This is a genomic window from Ruegeria sp. K7, assembly GCF_056531785.1.
The window spans coordinates 92,090-108,584 of sequence record NZ_JBQFMJ010000009.1 but is presented as its reverse complement, the minus strand read 5'-3'; the positions used below and the strand labels follow the sequence as shown (position 1 = coordinate 108,584).

Annotated in this window: 14 protein-coding genes; 6 read left to right on the top strand and 8 right to left on the bottom strand. The window is 58.4% G+C overall.

Annotation, left to right across the window (positions count from 1 at the left end; translation table 11 throughout):
- Positions 1–73: 73 nt before the first annotated feature.
- The 6 genes from acnA to ACR0FE_RS15185 all read left to right on the top strand — a co-directional run bounded on the left by acnA (position 74) and on the right by ACR0FE_RS15185 (position 7,435).
- Complete coding sequence (acnA, locus tag ACR0FE_RS15210; protein ID WP_480913656.1) at positions 74–2,662, top strand: aconitate hydratase AcnA; 2,589 nt, start codon at positions 74–76, stop codon at positions 2,660–2,662.
- Positions 2,662–3,816 (top strand): PrpF domain-containing protein, encoded by a 1,155-nt coding sequence (locus tag ACR0FE_RS15205; RefSeq protein ID WP_480913654.1) that lies wholly within the window; start codon positions 2,662–2,664, stop codon positions 3,814–3,816. Before acnA ends, ACR0FE_RS15205 begins: the two co-directional genes overlap by 1 nt.
- Positions 3,813–4,307, top strand: a complete 495-nt coding sequence (gene rraA, locus ACR0FE_RS15200) for a ribonuclease E activity regulator RraA (RefSeq protein ID WP_170806777.1) — start codon at positions 3,813–3,815, stop codon at positions 4,305–4,307. The genes ACR0FE_RS15205 and rraA overlap by 4 nt, the downstream gene beginning before the upstream one ends.
- A 36-nt stretch (positions 4,308–4,343) precedes the next feature.
- A complete protein-coding gene (locus ACR0FE_RS15195; RefSeq protein WP_480913652.1) occupies positions 4,344–5,330 on the top strand; it encodes a tripartite tricarboxylate transporter substrate binding protein in 987 nt (328 codons plus the stop codon).
- 79 nt (positions 5,331–5,409) lie between these two features.
- Entirely contained in the window at positions 5,410–5,913 is a 504-nt protein-coding gene (locus ACR0FE_RS15190) for a tripartite tricarboxylate transporter TctB family protein (RefSeq protein WP_480913651.1), read from the top strand.
- A 1-nt stretch (position 5,914) separates the two neighbouring features.
- On the top strand, positions 5,915–7,435 hold the full coding sequence (locus ACR0FE_RS15185; protein ID WP_170611625.1) for a tripartite tricarboxylate transporter permease: 1,521 nt from the start codon (positions 5,915–5,917) through the stop codon (positions 7,433–7,435).
- A 133-nt stretch (positions 7,436–7,568) separates the two neighbouring features.
- Here ACR0FE_RS15185 and ACR0FE_RS15180 read toward each other — a convergent pair whose 3' ends face one another.
- From ACR0FE_RS15180 to ACR0FE_RS15145, 8 genes are all read right to left on the bottom strand, one after another.
- Positions 7,569–8,132 (bottom strand): TetR/AcrR family transcriptional regulator, encoded by a 564-nt coding sequence (locus ACR0FE_RS15180; protein ID WP_170611627.1) that lies wholly within the window; start codon positions 8,130–8,132, stop codon positions 7,569–7,571.
- Between the two features lie 5 nt (positions 8,133–8,137).
- Positions 8,138–9,199, bottom strand: coding sequence for a flavin monoamine oxidase family protein (locus ACR0FE_RS15175; RefSeq protein ID WP_480913649.1), 1,062 nt, complete (start codon positions 9,197–9,199; stop codon positions 8,138–8,140).
- Between the two features lie 3 nt (positions 9,200–9,202).
- Positions 9,203–9,886, bottom strand: a complete 684-nt coding sequence (locus tag ACR0FE_RS15170) for an SDR family NAD(P)-dependent oxidoreductase (RefSeq protein WP_480913647.1) — start codon at positions 9,884–9,886, stop codon at positions 9,203–9,205.
- Positions 9,887–9,889: 3 nt separating this feature from the next.
- Positions 9,890–10,558 (bottom strand): cupin domain-containing protein, encoded by a 669-nt coding sequence (locus ACR0FE_RS15165; protein ID WP_480913645.1) that lies wholly within the window; start codon positions 10,556–10,558, stop codon positions 9,890–9,892.
- A 52-nt stretch (positions 10,559–10,610) separates the two neighbouring features.
- Positions 10,611–10,931, bottom strand: coding sequence for a thioredoxin domain-containing protein (locus tag ACR0FE_RS15160; protein WP_480913644.1), 321 nt, complete (start codon positions 10,929–10,931; stop codon positions 10,611–10,613).
- A gap of 169 nt (positions 10,932–11,100) precedes the next feature.
- Complete coding sequence (locus ACR0FE_RS15155; protein ID WP_480913642.1) at positions 11,101–13,080, bottom strand: bifunctional 2',3'-cyclic-nucleotide 2'-phosphodiesterase/3'-nucleotidase; 1,980 nt, start codon at positions 13,078–13,080, stop codon at positions 11,101–11,103.
- 485 nt (positions 13,081–13,565) lie between these two features.
- Positions 13,566–13,826: a C-type lectin-like domain-containing protein gene (locus ACR0FE_RS15150; protein WP_480913640.1), complete on the bottom strand. Its 261-nt coding sequence runs from the start codon at positions 13,824–13,826 to the stop codon at positions 13,566–13,568.
- A gap of 67 nt (positions 13,827–13,893) precedes the next feature.
- Entirely contained in the window at positions 13,894–16,290 is a 2,397-nt protein-coding gene (locus tag ACR0FE_RS15145; protein WP_480913638.1) for a DUF2235 domain-containing protein, read from the bottom strand.
- Positions 16,291–16,495 lie beyond the last annotated feature (205 nt).

The window sequence follows — 16,495 nt, the reverse complement described above, 5'->3', positions numbered from 1 at the left end:
TGAAATGGAGTCGGTTCGATCTTGCTGATATCCAGCCGCAATGTCTAGCTTGTCGGCAAATCAGGAGGCAACCGTGACAATCGCAACCTACAAACCTATCGCCAACACCTCTTTTCGGGCCGTGGACTATTGCGCCCTATTGGGCCCCGAATTTCGAAAGCTTCCTTATTCTCTAAGGGTTCTGGCGGAAAATGCTGCGCGTCATTCCGAAGGAGGCGCTGCGGCGCTGGATGTGCTCCGACGCTCTGGCGAGGCTGTACCGTTCCGTCCTGCACGGCTGTTGTTGCACGACATGCTGGGAATTCCGGCGCTGATCGACATCATGGCCATGCGCAACCGGCTGGAGGAGGTGGGCGGAAATCCGGACATGGTTGATATGAGCCTGCCGGTCGACCTGGTTATCGACCATTCCATGTCGATCAACCATTGGGCGGACAAGTTTGCGCTGGCCAAGAACATGGACCGAGAGTTTGAGGTCAACCGCGAGCGTTTCGCTTTTCTAAAAGCCTGTGAAGCACGGTTCCCCCGACTGCGGGTCATTCCGCCGGGGGGTGGGATTTGCCATCAGGTCAATCTGGAATATCTCGGGCAGACTGTTTTGCCATCCAACGAGACCCCCGATGTTCTGATCCCGGACTCCAGCCTTGGCACTGACAGCCACACGCCGATGATCAACGCGTTGGGGATCATGGGCTGGGGCATTGGGGGGCTAGAGGCCGAAGCGCTGCTGTTCGGTGAGACCACCCCGGTCAATGTGCCCCGCGTCATCGGGCTTGAGGTAACGGGCAACCCGTCTGATGACGTCACCGCCACCGATATTGCCCTGGTCGTCGCCGAAAAACTGCGCGCCATCGGCGTGGTCGACACCTTTGTTGAGCTGTTTGGCACCGGTTATTCCGCGCTAAGCGTCGCCGACCGAGCCACCATTGCAAACATGGCGCCGGAATATGGTTCCACTATGGTGTTCTGCCCGGTCGACGAGCGCACCATTGGGTACCTGCGCCAGACCGGCCGCAGTGAAAGCGCCACATTGGCCGAGAGCTACTGCAAGGCGCAAAACCTGTGGGTCGATGGTACGGATGCGGCCATTGAATACGAGCAGGTGATTGAATTGAACCTCGATAAGGTTGGCCGGTCCGTTTCGGGCCCGTCCCGGCCGGAACAGCGGATTGACCTGTCCGCCGCTGCTGAGCGTCTGACTTTTGAGGGCGAAACGGACCGTCGGGTTCCGGTCCCGAATGCCGATCACGACATCGGTGACGGCGATGTGATCATCGGTGCGATCACCAGCTGCACCAACACCGCCAACCCGCGCAACATGGTTCTAGCCGGGCTGGTGGCCCGAAACGCCGTGGCGCGCGGCCTGACTGTCAAGCCACATGTCAAAACTTCGCTGGCTCCGGGTTCGCGGGTCGTGGCTAAATACCTGGCGGAAAGCGGCCTGCAGGCGCCCTTGGACGCCCTCGGGTTCGAAGTTGCGGCATTTTCCTGTTCGACCTGCAACGGCATGTCGGGACCGCTGCATCCAGATCACGAAAAGGCGATCAAGGACAATGATGTCAAAGGGATCGCGGTCCTTTCCGGGAACCGGAACTTTGCCGGGCGCATTCACCCGCTGGCTTCGCGCAACATGATTGCCTCGCCGCCGCTGGTCGTGGCCTATGCGCTGATGGGTACGATCCATAAGGACATTACGACCGAGCCCCTGGGGGTGGACCGGGACGGCAAGCCGGTGATGCTGAATGATCTGTGGCCTTCGGCGGATGAGGTGGCGCGGATTGTCGAGACTTATGTCACACCTGACGAGTTTCGCGACAACTACGCTGCAATCGGAGATGTGAATTACCAGTGGAACGCGATGGAGGTTGGCACCGGAACATATGAATGGGTGCCTTCGACCTATGTCTCATTTCCACCCTTTGTGAAAGGCATTCGCCCCGAGAACGCCGGGATCGAACCGCTGCACGGCCTGCGTCCGCTGGCCATACTGGGCGACAGTGTCACGACCGACCATATATCGCCGTCTGGTATCATCACCACCGATTCTGAGGCCGGGCAGTTCCTTCAGGCAAAGGGTGTTACCCAACGCGACTTCAACTCGTTCGGGACCCGCCGTGGATGTTCGGATGTGGTCATACGTTCGACCTTTGCAAACTACCGTCTGCGCAACGAGATGACCCCGGACAAAGAAGGCTCGTGGACCCGGATCGAGCCCGAAGGTGAGGTTACATCGGTCTTCAAGGCGATTGAGACCTATCTGGACCGGGATCAGAAACTGGTGGTGATCGGCGGCAAAGAATATGGCTGCGGTTCTTCCCGGGACACGGCGGCAAAGGCCCCCTGGCTTGCCGGAATACGCGCCGTGATCTGTGAGAGCTTTGAGCGGATCCACCGCTCGAATCTTGTAAACATGGGGATTGCGCCGCTGTGTTTCCCGGAGGGCGTGAACCGCAGGACGCTGCAACTTGACGGGTCCGAGACTTTTGACATCGACTTCAGCGATGATCTGACCGAGGCCAAGCTGACCATCCACAGAAAGGATGGTCGCACGGATACCACGCCGCTGGATTTGCGTCTGTACAATGACGGTGAGCGTGCGACCTTTGCCGAGGGCGGTCTGCTGCCGCGTGCGTTCCGCGGATTTCTGGCGGGGGCGGCGTGATGGCGGAACGTTTACGGGCCGCGTTTTATCGCGGCGGTACATCCAAGGCTGTAGTGTTCAACGGTGCAGATCTGCCCAGGGACCGGGCCGCGCGCGATCGCATATTCCTGTATGTCCTGGGAAGCCCTGACCCCAACGGGCGCCAGCTGAACGGCATGGGCGGCGGGTTGTCGTCCTTGTCCAAGGTGGTCATCGTCGAGCCTTCGGATCGTGACGATGCGGACGTGGATTATACATTCGTGCAGATCGCCGTGGACGAACCGGTCGCCGATTACGGCTCGGCCTGCGGAAACATGTCCTCCTGCGTCGGCCCTTTCGCGGTTGAGGAAGGCATGGTGCAGGTTGCAGCGGATCAAAGTGAGGTGCTGGTCCGCATATTCAGCACCAATACCAATGGCGTTTATCACGCGCGCTTTCCGGTGCGGGACGGTCAGCCCGTCGAACAGGGCACGCTTGAAATTCCCGGTGTGGCGGGAACCGGGGCGAAAGTGACGATAGATTTCCTTGCACCCGGTGGGGCCGGAACCGGCAAGCTGCTGCCGACGGGCAATGCGCTGGATACGCTTCAGATCGAAGGGTTCGGAGCGCTGGAGGTCTCACTGATCGACGCGGCCAATCCGGTAGTGTTTTTCCGCGCTGCTGATCTGCACAAAACCGCCACCGAACGCCCCCAGGATCTGGATGGTGATCCGGACTTTATGGCTCTGGTCGAAGAAATTCGCGTTGTTGGTGCTGTTGCAATGGGAATGGCTCCGTCGCGCAAGGACGTAAAACGCTCCAGCCCGAAAGTGGCGATGCTCGGTGCGCCCGCTGAGTTCACGGCGCTGGATGGCAGCCTTCACAAAAAGGACAGCCATGACATCAATGTGCGGCTCGTGTCGATGGGCAACTTTCATCGCGCGATTACACTGACGGGGGCCATGTGCACCGCCGTTGCAGCCCAGATACCGGGCAGTCTGGTGCAAAGGATCGCGCAACCTGAGGGTCAGGAATTACGCATTGGAAACCCATCGGGTGACTTGCCAACCATCGCGGATGTCCGGCCAGGCCCGTCGGGACCCGAGGCAATATCGGCCGGTACTTTCCGCACACAGAGGCGAATTATGGAAGGGGCCGTCCTTTACCCATCCGAATTGATGGAGGAAGCGCATTGACCAGTTTCCAGACCAGCCGACCTACGACGGATCTGAGTGATGCCCATCCGGACAAGGTGCGCCCTGTACTGCAACGGTTCAACGATTACGGTGCAAAACGCAGCTTTTCGGGGCGTATTCATACTGCTGTGACAGCGGAAGATACCCGTCTGATTCAAGAGAAACTCTTTACTTTACAGGGAAATGGCGGTGTCATCGTAGTTGATGGCGGTGGGTCACTCCGAACAGCTATGTTGGGGGACATGATGGCGGAGAGGTTGATCGCCAACGGGTGGGCCGGGATCGTCATCAATGGTGCTGTCCGCGACAGCAAGCGTCTGGCGCAGCTCGACCTTGGCATCAAAGCGCTGGGCGTAACTCCGGTTCGGTCCGCCAAGACAGGGATCGGCGCAATAGACGTTCCGGTTGCCTTTGGCAGCGTGCTCTTCGAGCCCGGAAGTTACATCTACTGCGATGAAGACGGTATCCTGATTGCGGAGGAACCACTTTAAACAAAACAAGGAAATGCCAGCCAATGGGAGGAAATCATGGCAAAATTCAATCTAACCCGCAGGACATTTGCGGCTGCCGCCGTGGCGGCGGTTTCACTTGGCGCGCCGACACTGGCGCACGCGGAACAAGTCGTTGAAAGTATCCACTTTCTGATCCCCGGCGGTGCCGGCGGCGGCTGGGATGGTACCGCGCGTGGTACTGGCGAGGCACTGACGGAATCGGGGCTGGTCGGATCGGCCAGCTACGAGAACATGTCAGGCGGCGGCGGTGGCAAGGCCATCGGTTATCTGATCGAAAACGCCGACAGCAACCACGGCACGCTTATGGTCAACTCGACCCCAATCGTGATTCGGTCGTTAACGGGCATCTTCCCACAGAACTTCCGCGATCTGACCCTTGTGGCCGGGACCATCGGTGACTACGCGGCGCTTGTGGTCGCGGCAGACGGCCCGATTCAGGACCTGAACGGGTTGATCGAGGCCTTCAACGCCGACCCGAACGGCGTTGCCGTGGGTGGTGGTTCGGTGCCCGGCGGTATGGATCATCTGGTCGCCGCCATGGTTTTTCAGGCGGCTGGTGCTGACCCAGTGGCCATGAAATACGTCCCCTATGACGGCGGCGGTGCGACCATGGCCGGTTTGCTGTCGGGTGAGGTACAGGCCGTTTCGACGGGCTTCTCGGAAGCGGTGGAATTGGCCAAGGCCGGTGAGGTGCGCATAATCGGCGTGACCTCGGACGAGCGTGTGGACGCTTATCCCGATGCTCCGACCATGAAAGAGCAGGGCAACGACACCACGTTCGTCAACTGGCGCGGGTTCTTTGCCGCACCCGGACTGCCGGAAGACAAGCTGGCCATGTATCAGGATGCGTTGACCAAAATGTACGACACGCCGGAATGGGTGGCAGTCCGCGATCGTAACGGTTGGGTCGATATCCACAACAACGGTGATGATTTCCGTGCGTTCCTGGAGCAGCAGGAACAGGAAATCGGCGACCTGATGAAGAAGCTGGGCTTCCTCTGACGCGGTCTGCGATATCCTGAAAAACGGGTGCCCGGCTGTGTGCCGGACACCTCAAACAAAAAAAGGGGAGGGGATGGAAATGGCACTGGATCGCTGGATTGCACTTGTCATTCTTCTGATCTGTCTGGCCTATGGCTATACCGCCTATTTCACCATGGACGACCTGTTGCCGCCAATCATGCGGCGCAGCCCGATCTGGCCGTCGAGCTTTCCCAAGGTGTTGGCCATAGGTGCTATTCTGATGTCGGTGTCCATTATTCTGGGGTTGGAAAAAACACCTGAGAAACAAGATGCGGCGGACATCAATCTGGCGAAGCTGCATGAATACAAGTTGGGTCAGGCGTTTCTGCTGGTGGCCTTGATGGTCGGTTATGCGCTGCTGCTGCGTCCGCTTGGATTTCTGGTCTCGACCTTCCTCTTTCTCACGGTAGGAAGCTTCATTCTCGGCGAGCGCCGGTACGTGCTGATGGTCATTGTCAGTGCCATTGCCGCCGGGGTGGTCTGGTATCTGGTGGAAGTGATACTTGGCATTTTCCTCAGCCCGTTTCCCGGATTTCTGAACGCGATGGCAAACGGAGGCTGACATGCTTGAAGGACTCATGATGGGCCTCGCGACGGCCTTTACGTTCACAAACATTCTTATGGTGATCGGCGGCTGCCTGATCGGTACGTTCATTGGCATGCTGCCGGGTCTGGGGCCGATGTCGATCATTGCGATCATGATCCCGATCGCGATTACCATCGGCGACCCGTCGGCCGCATTGATCCTGCTGGCCGGTGTCTACTATGGCGCCGTCTTCGGAGGATCGACATCATCGATCCTGATCAACGCGCCAGGGGTGGCCTCGACAGTTGCAACCAGTTTCGACGGCTACCCGCTGGCCCGTTCGGGGCAGGCAGGCAAGGCGCTGACCGTCGCCGCAATCTCGTCCTTTGCCGGGGGCACGATCGGGGCGGTGCTGCTGATGGTCTTTGCGCCGGCTCTGGCCTCGGTGGCACTGCTGTTTCATTCCTCGGAGTATTTCGCGCTGATGGTCGTCGGTCTTTCGGCCATTGCCGCCTTTGCCGGAACGGGGCAGGTCAGCAAAGCGCTGTTGATGACCTTCCTGGGTCTGATCATGGCGACGGTGGGCGAAGGTGTGCTGTTCAACGCGCCGCGCTTCACCATGGGCATCATGGACCTGCAGTCCGGATTTGGTTTCATTACGCTGGCCATGGCAATGTTTGCTTTGCCGGAAGCGATCTACCTTGTTCTGGACCCCAACCGGTCGAAAACCGGGGGTGGCGATAGTGGTGAAATCACGAACCTGAGAATTGACCGCAGCGAGGCGAGAAAGATAGCCCCGGTCATCGGACGCCAGTCCATTCAAGGGTTCTTCATCGGCGTTTTGCCGGGGGCCGGGGCGACGATTGCCTCTTTCCTTGGCTATGCGGTGGAACGCAACATCGCGCCGAAGGAAGAACAGGAGCGCTTTGGCAAGGGCGAGATCAAAGGTATCGCCGCGCCGGAAAGCGCAAACAACGCCGCCTGTACCGGGTCGTTTGTACCGCTTCTGACGCTGGGCATTCCCGGGTCGGGTACCACTGCGATCCTTCTTGGGGCATTGATCGCGCTGAATGTCAGCCCCGGACCGCGCCTGATGATCGACGAGCCGCAGATTTTCTGGGCCGTCATCATTTCGATGTATCTTGGAAATCTGGTGCTGCTGATCCTGAACCTGCCGCTGATCCCTTATATCGCCAAGGTACTGGCCGTTCCGCGCAACTTCCTGATCCCGTTCATTTTGTTCTTCACGCTCATGGGGGCGTATATCGGGCAGAACAATGCGACCGAATTGCTGATTCTGGTCGGCTTTGGTGTTTGCGCGACGATCCTGCGCTTTGCCGATTATCCTCTGGCGCCACTGTTGATCGGGTTCATTCTTGGACCCTTGCTTGAGAACAACTTCTCGCGCGCGATGCAGCTTTATGATGGCATGAGTTTTATCTGGCAGCGGCCGATGACTTTGGGTCTTCTGGTTCTCGCCGTGCTTCTGGTGTTGCTGCCTAGCTTCCGCCGCCGCCGCGCGCGTGCCCGGGCCGAAGGGGTTGCGGATGGTGACTGAGTTTCAGGCGTTTGTTTGGCCTGCGGGCCAAACAATACGTCGTTGCTAGTTTGGATCACCGGCAGTGGACGACCGCATCTGGGTGGTTTGATTGAAGCGTTGCCGCGCCCACGTGATCAGGATCAGGCCCGTGTCAGCATCTGGACTGTAGTATTGCCACTGCGTCATCAAAGGTTTGCGGGCTTTCCTCGGCCCGCGCGGCCAGGTGGGCGCCTTCCAGCAAGGCCAATGCGGCACGCGCTTCCGCCCGAGGTTCACTAACGCCCGAGATCGACCCATCTGCCTTGCCCAAAGTAAAGACCCCTTCGATCCACGAAACCAACATGCTGCGGAATTCGCGAATTTTATCAGTGACTTCATGTGAAAGGCTTTCCCGGCTGCTGATCAACGAGACACACAGGCACAGGGTTTTCCCACCGTTCAATGCTGTGCGATAGAGCGCGATCAACGCGCTTATCCGCTCGCCCGCCGTGTCATACAGCCGCTCAATCTCGGCACAGCGGCCGGACAACTCGCTGTGGTAGCGGATCATCAACGAAATCGTCAGCGCGTCTTTGGTAGGGAAATGGTAATGGATCGAGGCTTTGCGGATGCCCACCTCTTTGGCAAGGTCGGCATAGCTGAACCCGTCAAACCCTTTGCTGCGGGCGGCACGCTCGGCAGAATTCAGCAGAGCCGTCTTTGTATCTGTTTCCATGGCGTCTAAACCCTTTCCCTACGCACCAAAGCCGCTGCGGTTTCTGCCGCTTCCAGCGCGCCTTCAAGATATCCCCCGAATTGCGCGGCTGTTTCCGTGCCGCTGAAAATGATCCGATCCCTCCAGACGCCCCGCATGGCTTGCGGCAATCCGTATCGCGGATGCGTGTACAGAGGTTGCAAGTCCAGGTCGGTAGAGGTGAAGGGGTCGAATGCCCAATCTTTGATGTAAAGCGCATTTGGATTTGCCGCCGCTGAGCCAAACAGGCGCACCAGTTGTGCAAGAACCTGCTGGCGCAACGTCTGTTCATACGCGCGCATGTGTGGTGGAACGCCAATAAAGCCAAACAGTGCATAAGTACGGCCTTCGGCGGGCGAAGCGTCGTGTATTTCCACCATCGGCCCGCGCCTGCTCATGGCGTCGCCCGACAGTCCGGCCTCGCGCCAAATGGGCGTGTCGTACACGGCAATCGCCTTTGCCTGTCCAGCCATCCAGGTCGCGACCTCGCGCATGGCGGAGCGAGCTTTCTCGGGTAAGGGTGGACTATAAGTCAGCTCAACCGCGACGCGCGGGGGCAACGCAAGCACCGCACGCCGTGCGCTGATCTGCTGACCCGATTGCGTTGTGGCCAACACTCCGTTTTCGGTTTGCGTCAGCGCGGTGATCCGGGTAGACAGGTGGATCATTCCGGCAGGCACTCGGGCTGCCAGTGCATCGATCAAGGCGGCAAGGCCGCCTTTCAGGCGAAATGACCCTTCCATCGATGAAAATCCCCGGCCGCGCTCGACACGGCCGTGCTCATCCTCGAAACTCAGCGCGCCGGTGCTGAATTGTTCGAACCGGTCCAATCCAAGCTGGTCGATCAGCGCGGCAATCCGGGGCTGACCCGGCCAGAACCAGGACGGGCCCAGGTCGAAATAGCCGTCGCCCTGCGTTTCGGTCAGGATGCGCCCGCCCAGACGGGCGCGTGCCTCGGCCACCAGAACGTCCTGCCCCTGATCCATCAGTTGTGTCGCCAGGCTGAGACCCGAAAGCCCTGCACCAATGATAAGCGTATCCGTGCGCATGCCTCAGAACGCCTCACTCAAGGGGCGCAGGTCCAGCTCATGGGTCCAGGTCGAACGCGGTTGCTGCGCCAGTTGCCAATAGGCCTGCGCAATGTCTTCAGGTTTCATCATCTTGGCCGGATCCAGGCTGTGGCGATCACGCGACCGGGCTGTATCAATGATGCCGTCCAGAAGGACATGCGCGACGTGAACACCCGCCGGATGGTATTCGCGCGCCAGCGATTGTGTCAGCCCGCGCAGGGCAAACTTGGCCGAGGCAAAGGCCGAAAAACGGGCCCCGCCGCGCCGCGAGGCGGTTGCCCCCGATACGATCAGGGCACCGCCGCCACCACGGACCATCGGCTGCATCACCGATTGCGCCAGCACGACCAGTGTTTGTACCATCGAGGTCCATGTGCGCTGAAAGTCATCCAGCGTCGTTGCTGCGAATGGCGCGACTACAAGCTCTGCGGTGTTGTGCACGACAATCTTTGGCGGCCCGTGTTCCGCGATCAGGTCTGCAATGATTGGTGCGGTCAGGTCCGGGTCGGACAGATCGACCTCGTGAAATGCGCCGACTTGGTTTTCCGGACGGCTACGGCCAAGACCAACCGCCTTCATGCCTTCAGCCTGAAAACGCGACACCAGGGATTGGCCAAGGCCAGCTCCCGCTCCGGCGACAAGCGCCAAGGGTTTTTGTTGGGTCATCGGTTACACCGCTGGTGGCCGGGCAAACGGCAAATGACCGGTCTTCATCCAGATTTTGGCGCCACTAGGCCCTGCAACGGCTGACAGGCTTTGACCCTCGGGCAGGCGCAGCCAGTCGTTCCTGACCAGTTCATCCTCGCTTTCTGTGACCGAGCCGTCGATGATCAGAACCTCGATGCCACCTGTGGCATCCGAGGTCAGCGTCGCGCCCGCATCCAGATGGCTATAGGTGACAAACTCGCGCTCGTCTTTGTGCAGGACCGCCGTGGCGACGCCGTTTTCCGGCGCGGCCAGCTCATCCGCCATTGTCTTGCGGAACTGGTTGCGGTCCTCCATGTCGAATTGCCAGAGTTTGACAAAGATGGTGCACCCGGGCTCCGACCCCGGCGTATGTTGCGTGGTCGGGGGGTTGCGAACGTAGGTGCCTTCGGGAAAGTCGCCGTGTTCGTCCTGAAACACGCCATCAAGAACGATGAACTCCTCGCCTCCTGTATGAGTGTGGGCGGAAAAATGACTGCCCGGCGCATAGCGCACGATTGTGGTGGCGCGTGCAACCTCGTCTCCGATCCGGTCCAGCATCCGGCGCTCTACACCCTTCATGGGCGAGGCTTGCCACGCAAGCTGGTCGGAGTGAACTACAACGCGATCTGAGAAGTCCGAGTTTATTTCCATTGGTCCGATTCCTTCTGCGATGTGTGATGCCGACGACCCGGGGATCAACCCGCTACAGGTGGGCGGTTCGAAAGTTTGGCGCGCCAAGACTGCAGGTTTTCAATCTTTCGGAAATGTCTACCTTTGCAAAATCGGCCAAGGCCGCGCCGATAAATTCGGTGATCGCATGGCAGTGCGAGATGTATGTGCCACCCGCCAGTTCCGGGCAGGGGACCACGGCCTCGGGGTTCCTCGCCTTGAACGCCTTCGTGCAATGCTCGCCGCCCATCATATCCACGGGGACGAATTCAACCCTGTCCTTGGCCCGTTTATCAGCAAGCGCGATACAGGCACAGGCAGGATTTGGGAAACCTTCAACGTCATAGAATTTCATGAGGCATGTCCCTTTGGGCGGATCAATCAACAAGCAACTACCTATCAGTAGGTAGAGAGAAGTCAAGGCACGACCTCACGCAGGCAGCTGTTACCGAGGAGACGGAGCAGGCTTCGAGATTAAACAAAGGGCGACCCATCGGCCGCCCTTGAGATTGAACTTTTGCGCATCAAAGCTTGATACGGAACGCTGCGAAGCCGTCGGCACCGTCGCCGGCGTCTTCAATGCTTACACCTTTGACATCGTTCATATAATCACGAGCCTTGGGCCCGGTTTCGAACAGGACGGTAGTACCCTCCAGCGGGGCAAACGACCAGTTGGCGTCCGCCTTGGGGTCGATTGTTCTCTGCTCGACGATATAGCGAACGATCACATCGCGGTTTGTATCAGGGGCCTCGAAAACAACCGTGTCCCCCAAGGCGCCCGGGAAGGATCCACCGCCCGAGGCGCGGTAGTTGTTGGTGGCGATGATGAACTCCATGTCGTCTGTCACGGGCTCGCCGTTGAACTGAAGGTTCACAATCCGAGCAGCGTCGGGATTGACCTCTTCCCCCTTGGGACCAAAGCGTGAGGGTTGAGACAGGTCGATCTGATAGGTCACGCCGTCCATGACGTCGAAGTTGTAGGACGGGAAGCTTGGGTCCAGCAGGATCGCGTCCTTGGAACCGGGCTCGATCTGATTGAACATGCCTGCCGACCGTTCCAGCCAACCGCGCACCTGCGCCCCGTTGACCCGCACGGCCCGCACGGTGTTGGGGTACAGATACAGGTCTGCCACGTTCTTGATTGCGACATCACCAACCGGGACATCGGTGTAGTAATCTGGTCCACCCCGACCCCCGGCCTTGAAAGGTGCCGCTGCCGACAGGATCGGCAGCCCTTCGTGCTCGGTCCCCTTCAACATCTGATCAATATACCATTTCTGCGCGATCGAGACGATCTGGACCGAAGGGTCATCCGCCACAAGTGCAAAATAACTGTGCAGCGGCGCTGAGGTTTTGCCCACCGCGCGGCGGACATAGGCCAGCGTCTCTTCATGTTCTACGGCAACCGAATCCAGCACTTTCTGATCGTCACCGACAAGAGCCGTGATCGAGCGGTCTTCGTTCCGCTTCGAGATCGGGCGCGCTTCGGAAGTGGTGGTGACGACACGCCATTCGGATCCGTCGCGTTCCAGCAGCAGGTCCAAAATACCCAGATGCGAACCCCAGAATCCGCCCATGACGGCTGGTTTTCCCATCAGCGTCCCTTTCTCGACATCGATACCGGGGCGATCCGCAAAGGTCGGTGACGGGAAGACCAGGTGATTGTGCCCGGTCACAAGGGCGTCGATCCCGTCAACCCCTGCAAGTGCGACCGAGGCGTTTTCCATACCGTCTATATGGTCGGCTTCGCCAATCCCCGAATGCGATAGGGCGATAATCAGATCGCAGCCCTGTTCCTGCATTTCGGGGACGTAGGCTTTGGCGGTTTCGACGATGTCGCGCGTCTCGACATTGCCATCCAGATGCTTGCGGTCCCAGTTCATGATCTGCGGCGGGGTAAAGCCGATGACGCCGATCTTGATCGGGTGTTTGGTGCCGTCGCCCATCTCAATCTCGCGGTCGAGTATGGTGTACGGCTGAACCAACGTCTTGTCCCCCAGCGGGCCGGCACCCTTTTCCTTGGCCACGTTGGCCAGAACAACCGGGAATTCCGCGCCTGCAAGTGCTTTCTCCAAAAAGCTCAGGCCGTAGTTGAATTCGTGGTTGCCTAAGGTGGCCGCGTCATAGCCGACGGTGTTGAACGCCGTTATGATCGGATGGCTGTCGCCCTCGTTCATTCCACGCTCATAAGCGATGTAGTCGCCCATGGGGTTGCCTTGGAGAAAATCGCCGTTGTCGACCAGGAGGGAGTTCGTGGCTTCTGACCGAATCTGATTGATGATCGAAGCGGTGCGCGACAGACCCACCGTGTCGCGGGGCTTATCGGCATAGTAATCATATGGGAACACGTGGACGTGAATATCCGTGGTTTCCATAATCCGCAGGTGCGCCTGATTTCCACTTGCCGCTGCCGAGTAGGGATGCAGCACGACAAGCGCTGCGCCAGCCGTGGTCGTGGCAAGAAACTGACGGCGAGAAAGGGCCGTTGCGTTTTTCATAGTCATGGGACACCTGTTGGGTTCGTGTTTCGAAGGTCTTCTGCAAGGTATTGGCGACAGTCTTGTGACAGCGGCCCGGATCAGTCGAAAATAGTCAGAGCTAAAGGCTGGAAACCTCCAGACAGCTTAATGCATAAAGTTGCGTTTGTGTGATGCAGAATCGACTGCCGCCGATCCGTGCCCAACTTTTTCTCTTCGGCAATCTGACCTGAACCCAGAAACTCCGATGCGAACGCACCATGCGACGTGTTGCCTGTTGATCTTCGTTCAGAAGGAGAACTGGCAAGTCAGCCGTGAGAACCATCCTCCGTTTCCCGAGCGAAGTCGCGCCTGAGGTTTCAAAGACGGGCGCGGTAGCAGAACTAAAATGGCCCCAATGGTTGGGCTTCTGGAGCGCATTTCTGTGTGCTACGACGATCTCGAAATTTGGTGCATGCCGTCAAAGTTCCCTGAGACAGAAAACCGGTTTCTGCTGAAAAAATTCCAACTCTTCAGTTCTGGATCGAGGAACCTTCGAATTCGACCAGATACCCTCGCGCGGTCGAGACGTGCCGGGCATCATCCCATTTGATCCCGGGCTGGTCTGAAAACTGGCGAAATCTTCCGAAATGCTCGTTTCCGTCATAATTGTCGGGCTGGTGCCAGAACCAGTTTGTAAAGGCAATGGGTTCTCGGTAACTCAGTTGGGACTTTGCCTTTCGCGGCTGATTGCACTGCACCCAGGCACTAGGCGACAGTCTTGATTGCTGCACTTCTGCAAAAGCGGAGGGAGCGCATGTTGACGGTCAGAGCATTGAAACAGTTCCGCTGCATCACGAGTTATAGCGGCGGTTTCTCTGCAAGGATGCTGACACGGGCGGAGCCACCGTTGTTTGCATAGAAACCGTCAAAGGGCCAGATGATCGCGTCGTTCACGTACAGATACAGCGGTCCGCTTCTCTCTGCCCGGATACGCGCCGTCATCGCCTTGGGTGCATCAATCGGATCGCATTTGTGTCCGTCTTCCGCGGCCATGTCATCAAAGCAAGAAATGAACGCCGTGGTTTTGTCTGTGTAGTCAAAAAGCGGTAAAATCGATTGGCCCTTCGCCCCGATTTGCGCGACCGGTTGAAACCAGTTTGCGCTCGAACGTCTTATCAGGCTGCCCAGTACATACACCCGTTTGTTGGTCTGGAACCCGGACATCGGAACGCGTGCGCCTTTGTCGGTGAATGGATCGGTTTCCTCGAGCCTGATCCAGTATGTTTGCCCTTTGACAAGATCGACACCAGTCGGCCAGCAGACAGATTGGGGCGAGAACTCATCTTGCAGAACAAAAGTGCTTCCCGGTTCGATCACGTGTCCGGGGCCAGCGTCTGGGCACAGACTGCCGCTGACGGTGGTGAACATCAGGCTAAAAACATGCACAAGCTTGAACACGCCGAGCAAGATCAACACAGCCAAGACGACCTGCACCAGCTTTGGGCCCAGAAATGCATAAGCCGCATTCAGTGTTCGGCTGGACTGCAGCAAATTGCCCGTTCGAACCAGAAACCGGTCTGCCGGTTTTTGCAGATTGGTTTTGCGATCCGAGGTCCAGGCCTGACGGGCGGTATCCTTTATCCGGTCCCGAAGCGCCGCGCCGGACAGAAACAGCGCCACAATTGCCACGATGAGAGGTATCGAAAGCACTGGATGCTTCCACAGGGACTGTATCCAGGGCTGAACGATGCCGGGTGCGACGGACGATATAGCGTCGGGCAGCACGACGCCATCTGACCCGACCGGCGGTCGACCGGGCTGCAACATGGCCCGGACGGGCTCGCCCGCCCATGGCAGGACCAATGCGAACAAAAGCAGGCTGATGAACGAGATATTTGCGATCCTGCGCCACAAGACCAGTGCCTTGACCTGCTCGGCAACTTCCGCGTTGTGGTGCAGTGAAACCTGTTGTGGTTGATCGTGCGGCTGGAAATCGTCGTTCATCATCACTGGCGCATAGCCATCGCGGCCAGTCAGGATCTTTTGGACGACCGAACTGTGCACAACAGGCTTGCCACCAAATGCCTCACCACTTTCAACGGGTCGGGGCGTGTAGCGGTAGGCCGATTTCAATCCGCTGCGTGAATCGTGAATCAACGCGTTTTTCGAGCGCCGGCTGTCAAGTTCGTGGACCTTTTCGTCAATGAAGATCAGGCCATCCTTTCTGGCTTCCTCAATCATCCAGATCAGCGGCTCAAGCGAAGCTTCATCGTCGGGATATCCGCCACCAATGTCGGCGTGGACACCGGCAAACCAAACCTCCTTGATCCTTGGCCCGTCCTTCTGATTGCCTGAGCCCTTGAGATCGAGCTGTGGAGTCTGATCAAATCGAAGCGGGTGATAGGTGCGTCTCTCATCATCCAGAGACAGGGCGTGGCAGACATGTTCTACAACCGGGCTGCAGACGCGGTTGCGAAAACTGATGGGCCATATCCAGAAATCGAACACCGCGCGCAGCTCTTCCAGCGGCACTCCATAAGCTTCGACCGTATCAAACAGGCCCAGGAACCTGATTTTGATCTGACCGGCGCAACGTTCTGGTTGCTCGGTTTGCAGAATCTCTGTCACCTGGACATGTTTCTTCTGTCTGCTGATGGTCCGTTTTGCCCATACGCAAGCATCCCGGATGAAGCGCCCGATCGAGACGGTCGGGCTCATGCGAACTTTGCCTGTGCGAGGATCGCGAAATGGTGCGGTCTGCCGTCTGTAGGCACGCCACGCGCCTTTCGAGTTGCGATGCATTTCCGCGACGGACACGGTGGTCCCGTCGACTTCCCGGGGCATCAACCCTTGGGAGCTGATAAGTCCAGCCAGCGTACGCACGGTAAAAGCGCCGCGACTGAAGCCGAACATCCAGATTTCGTCACCGGGTTCCCAGTTCCAGCACAGGAATCGATACAGCTTTTGCACGTTGCCCGGCACGCCCAGCCCAGTGGCACCGTCAAACAAGCGCACCAGTCCAATCGATGACGTTCCGACACCCGGGATATAGCGCGCCAGTTGCGGGCTGGACTTCAGGGGACTAAGCCCGCGTTTGTCGATGGCCTCATAAAGCCGCCAGATGTTCGATGCCTGACCGCCGAATGCGTTGCCTGTACCGTCAGCGAACACAATGAGCCGCTTGTTCGGTCCTGTGCGCGGTTTGCGCCCTTCAGGAAGGCCCGCTGCAGTCTTTGTGTCTTCATGGTCATCCATAACGCACCTTCGGACTAATCAATTCCCTCGCGCACCGGTGGCCGGAAGGAGGCAGTAGGCTCATCGGTGAAAAATTATCATGTCATTAAGACTTTGAAATAAAACATTAAAATCCTCTTCCGGTTTGCTGGCCAGACGACCGGAGCACACTGTCATACGGTGCCAGAAACTGGTCACCAAAACGCTTCAGCCGCAAAATTCGGCC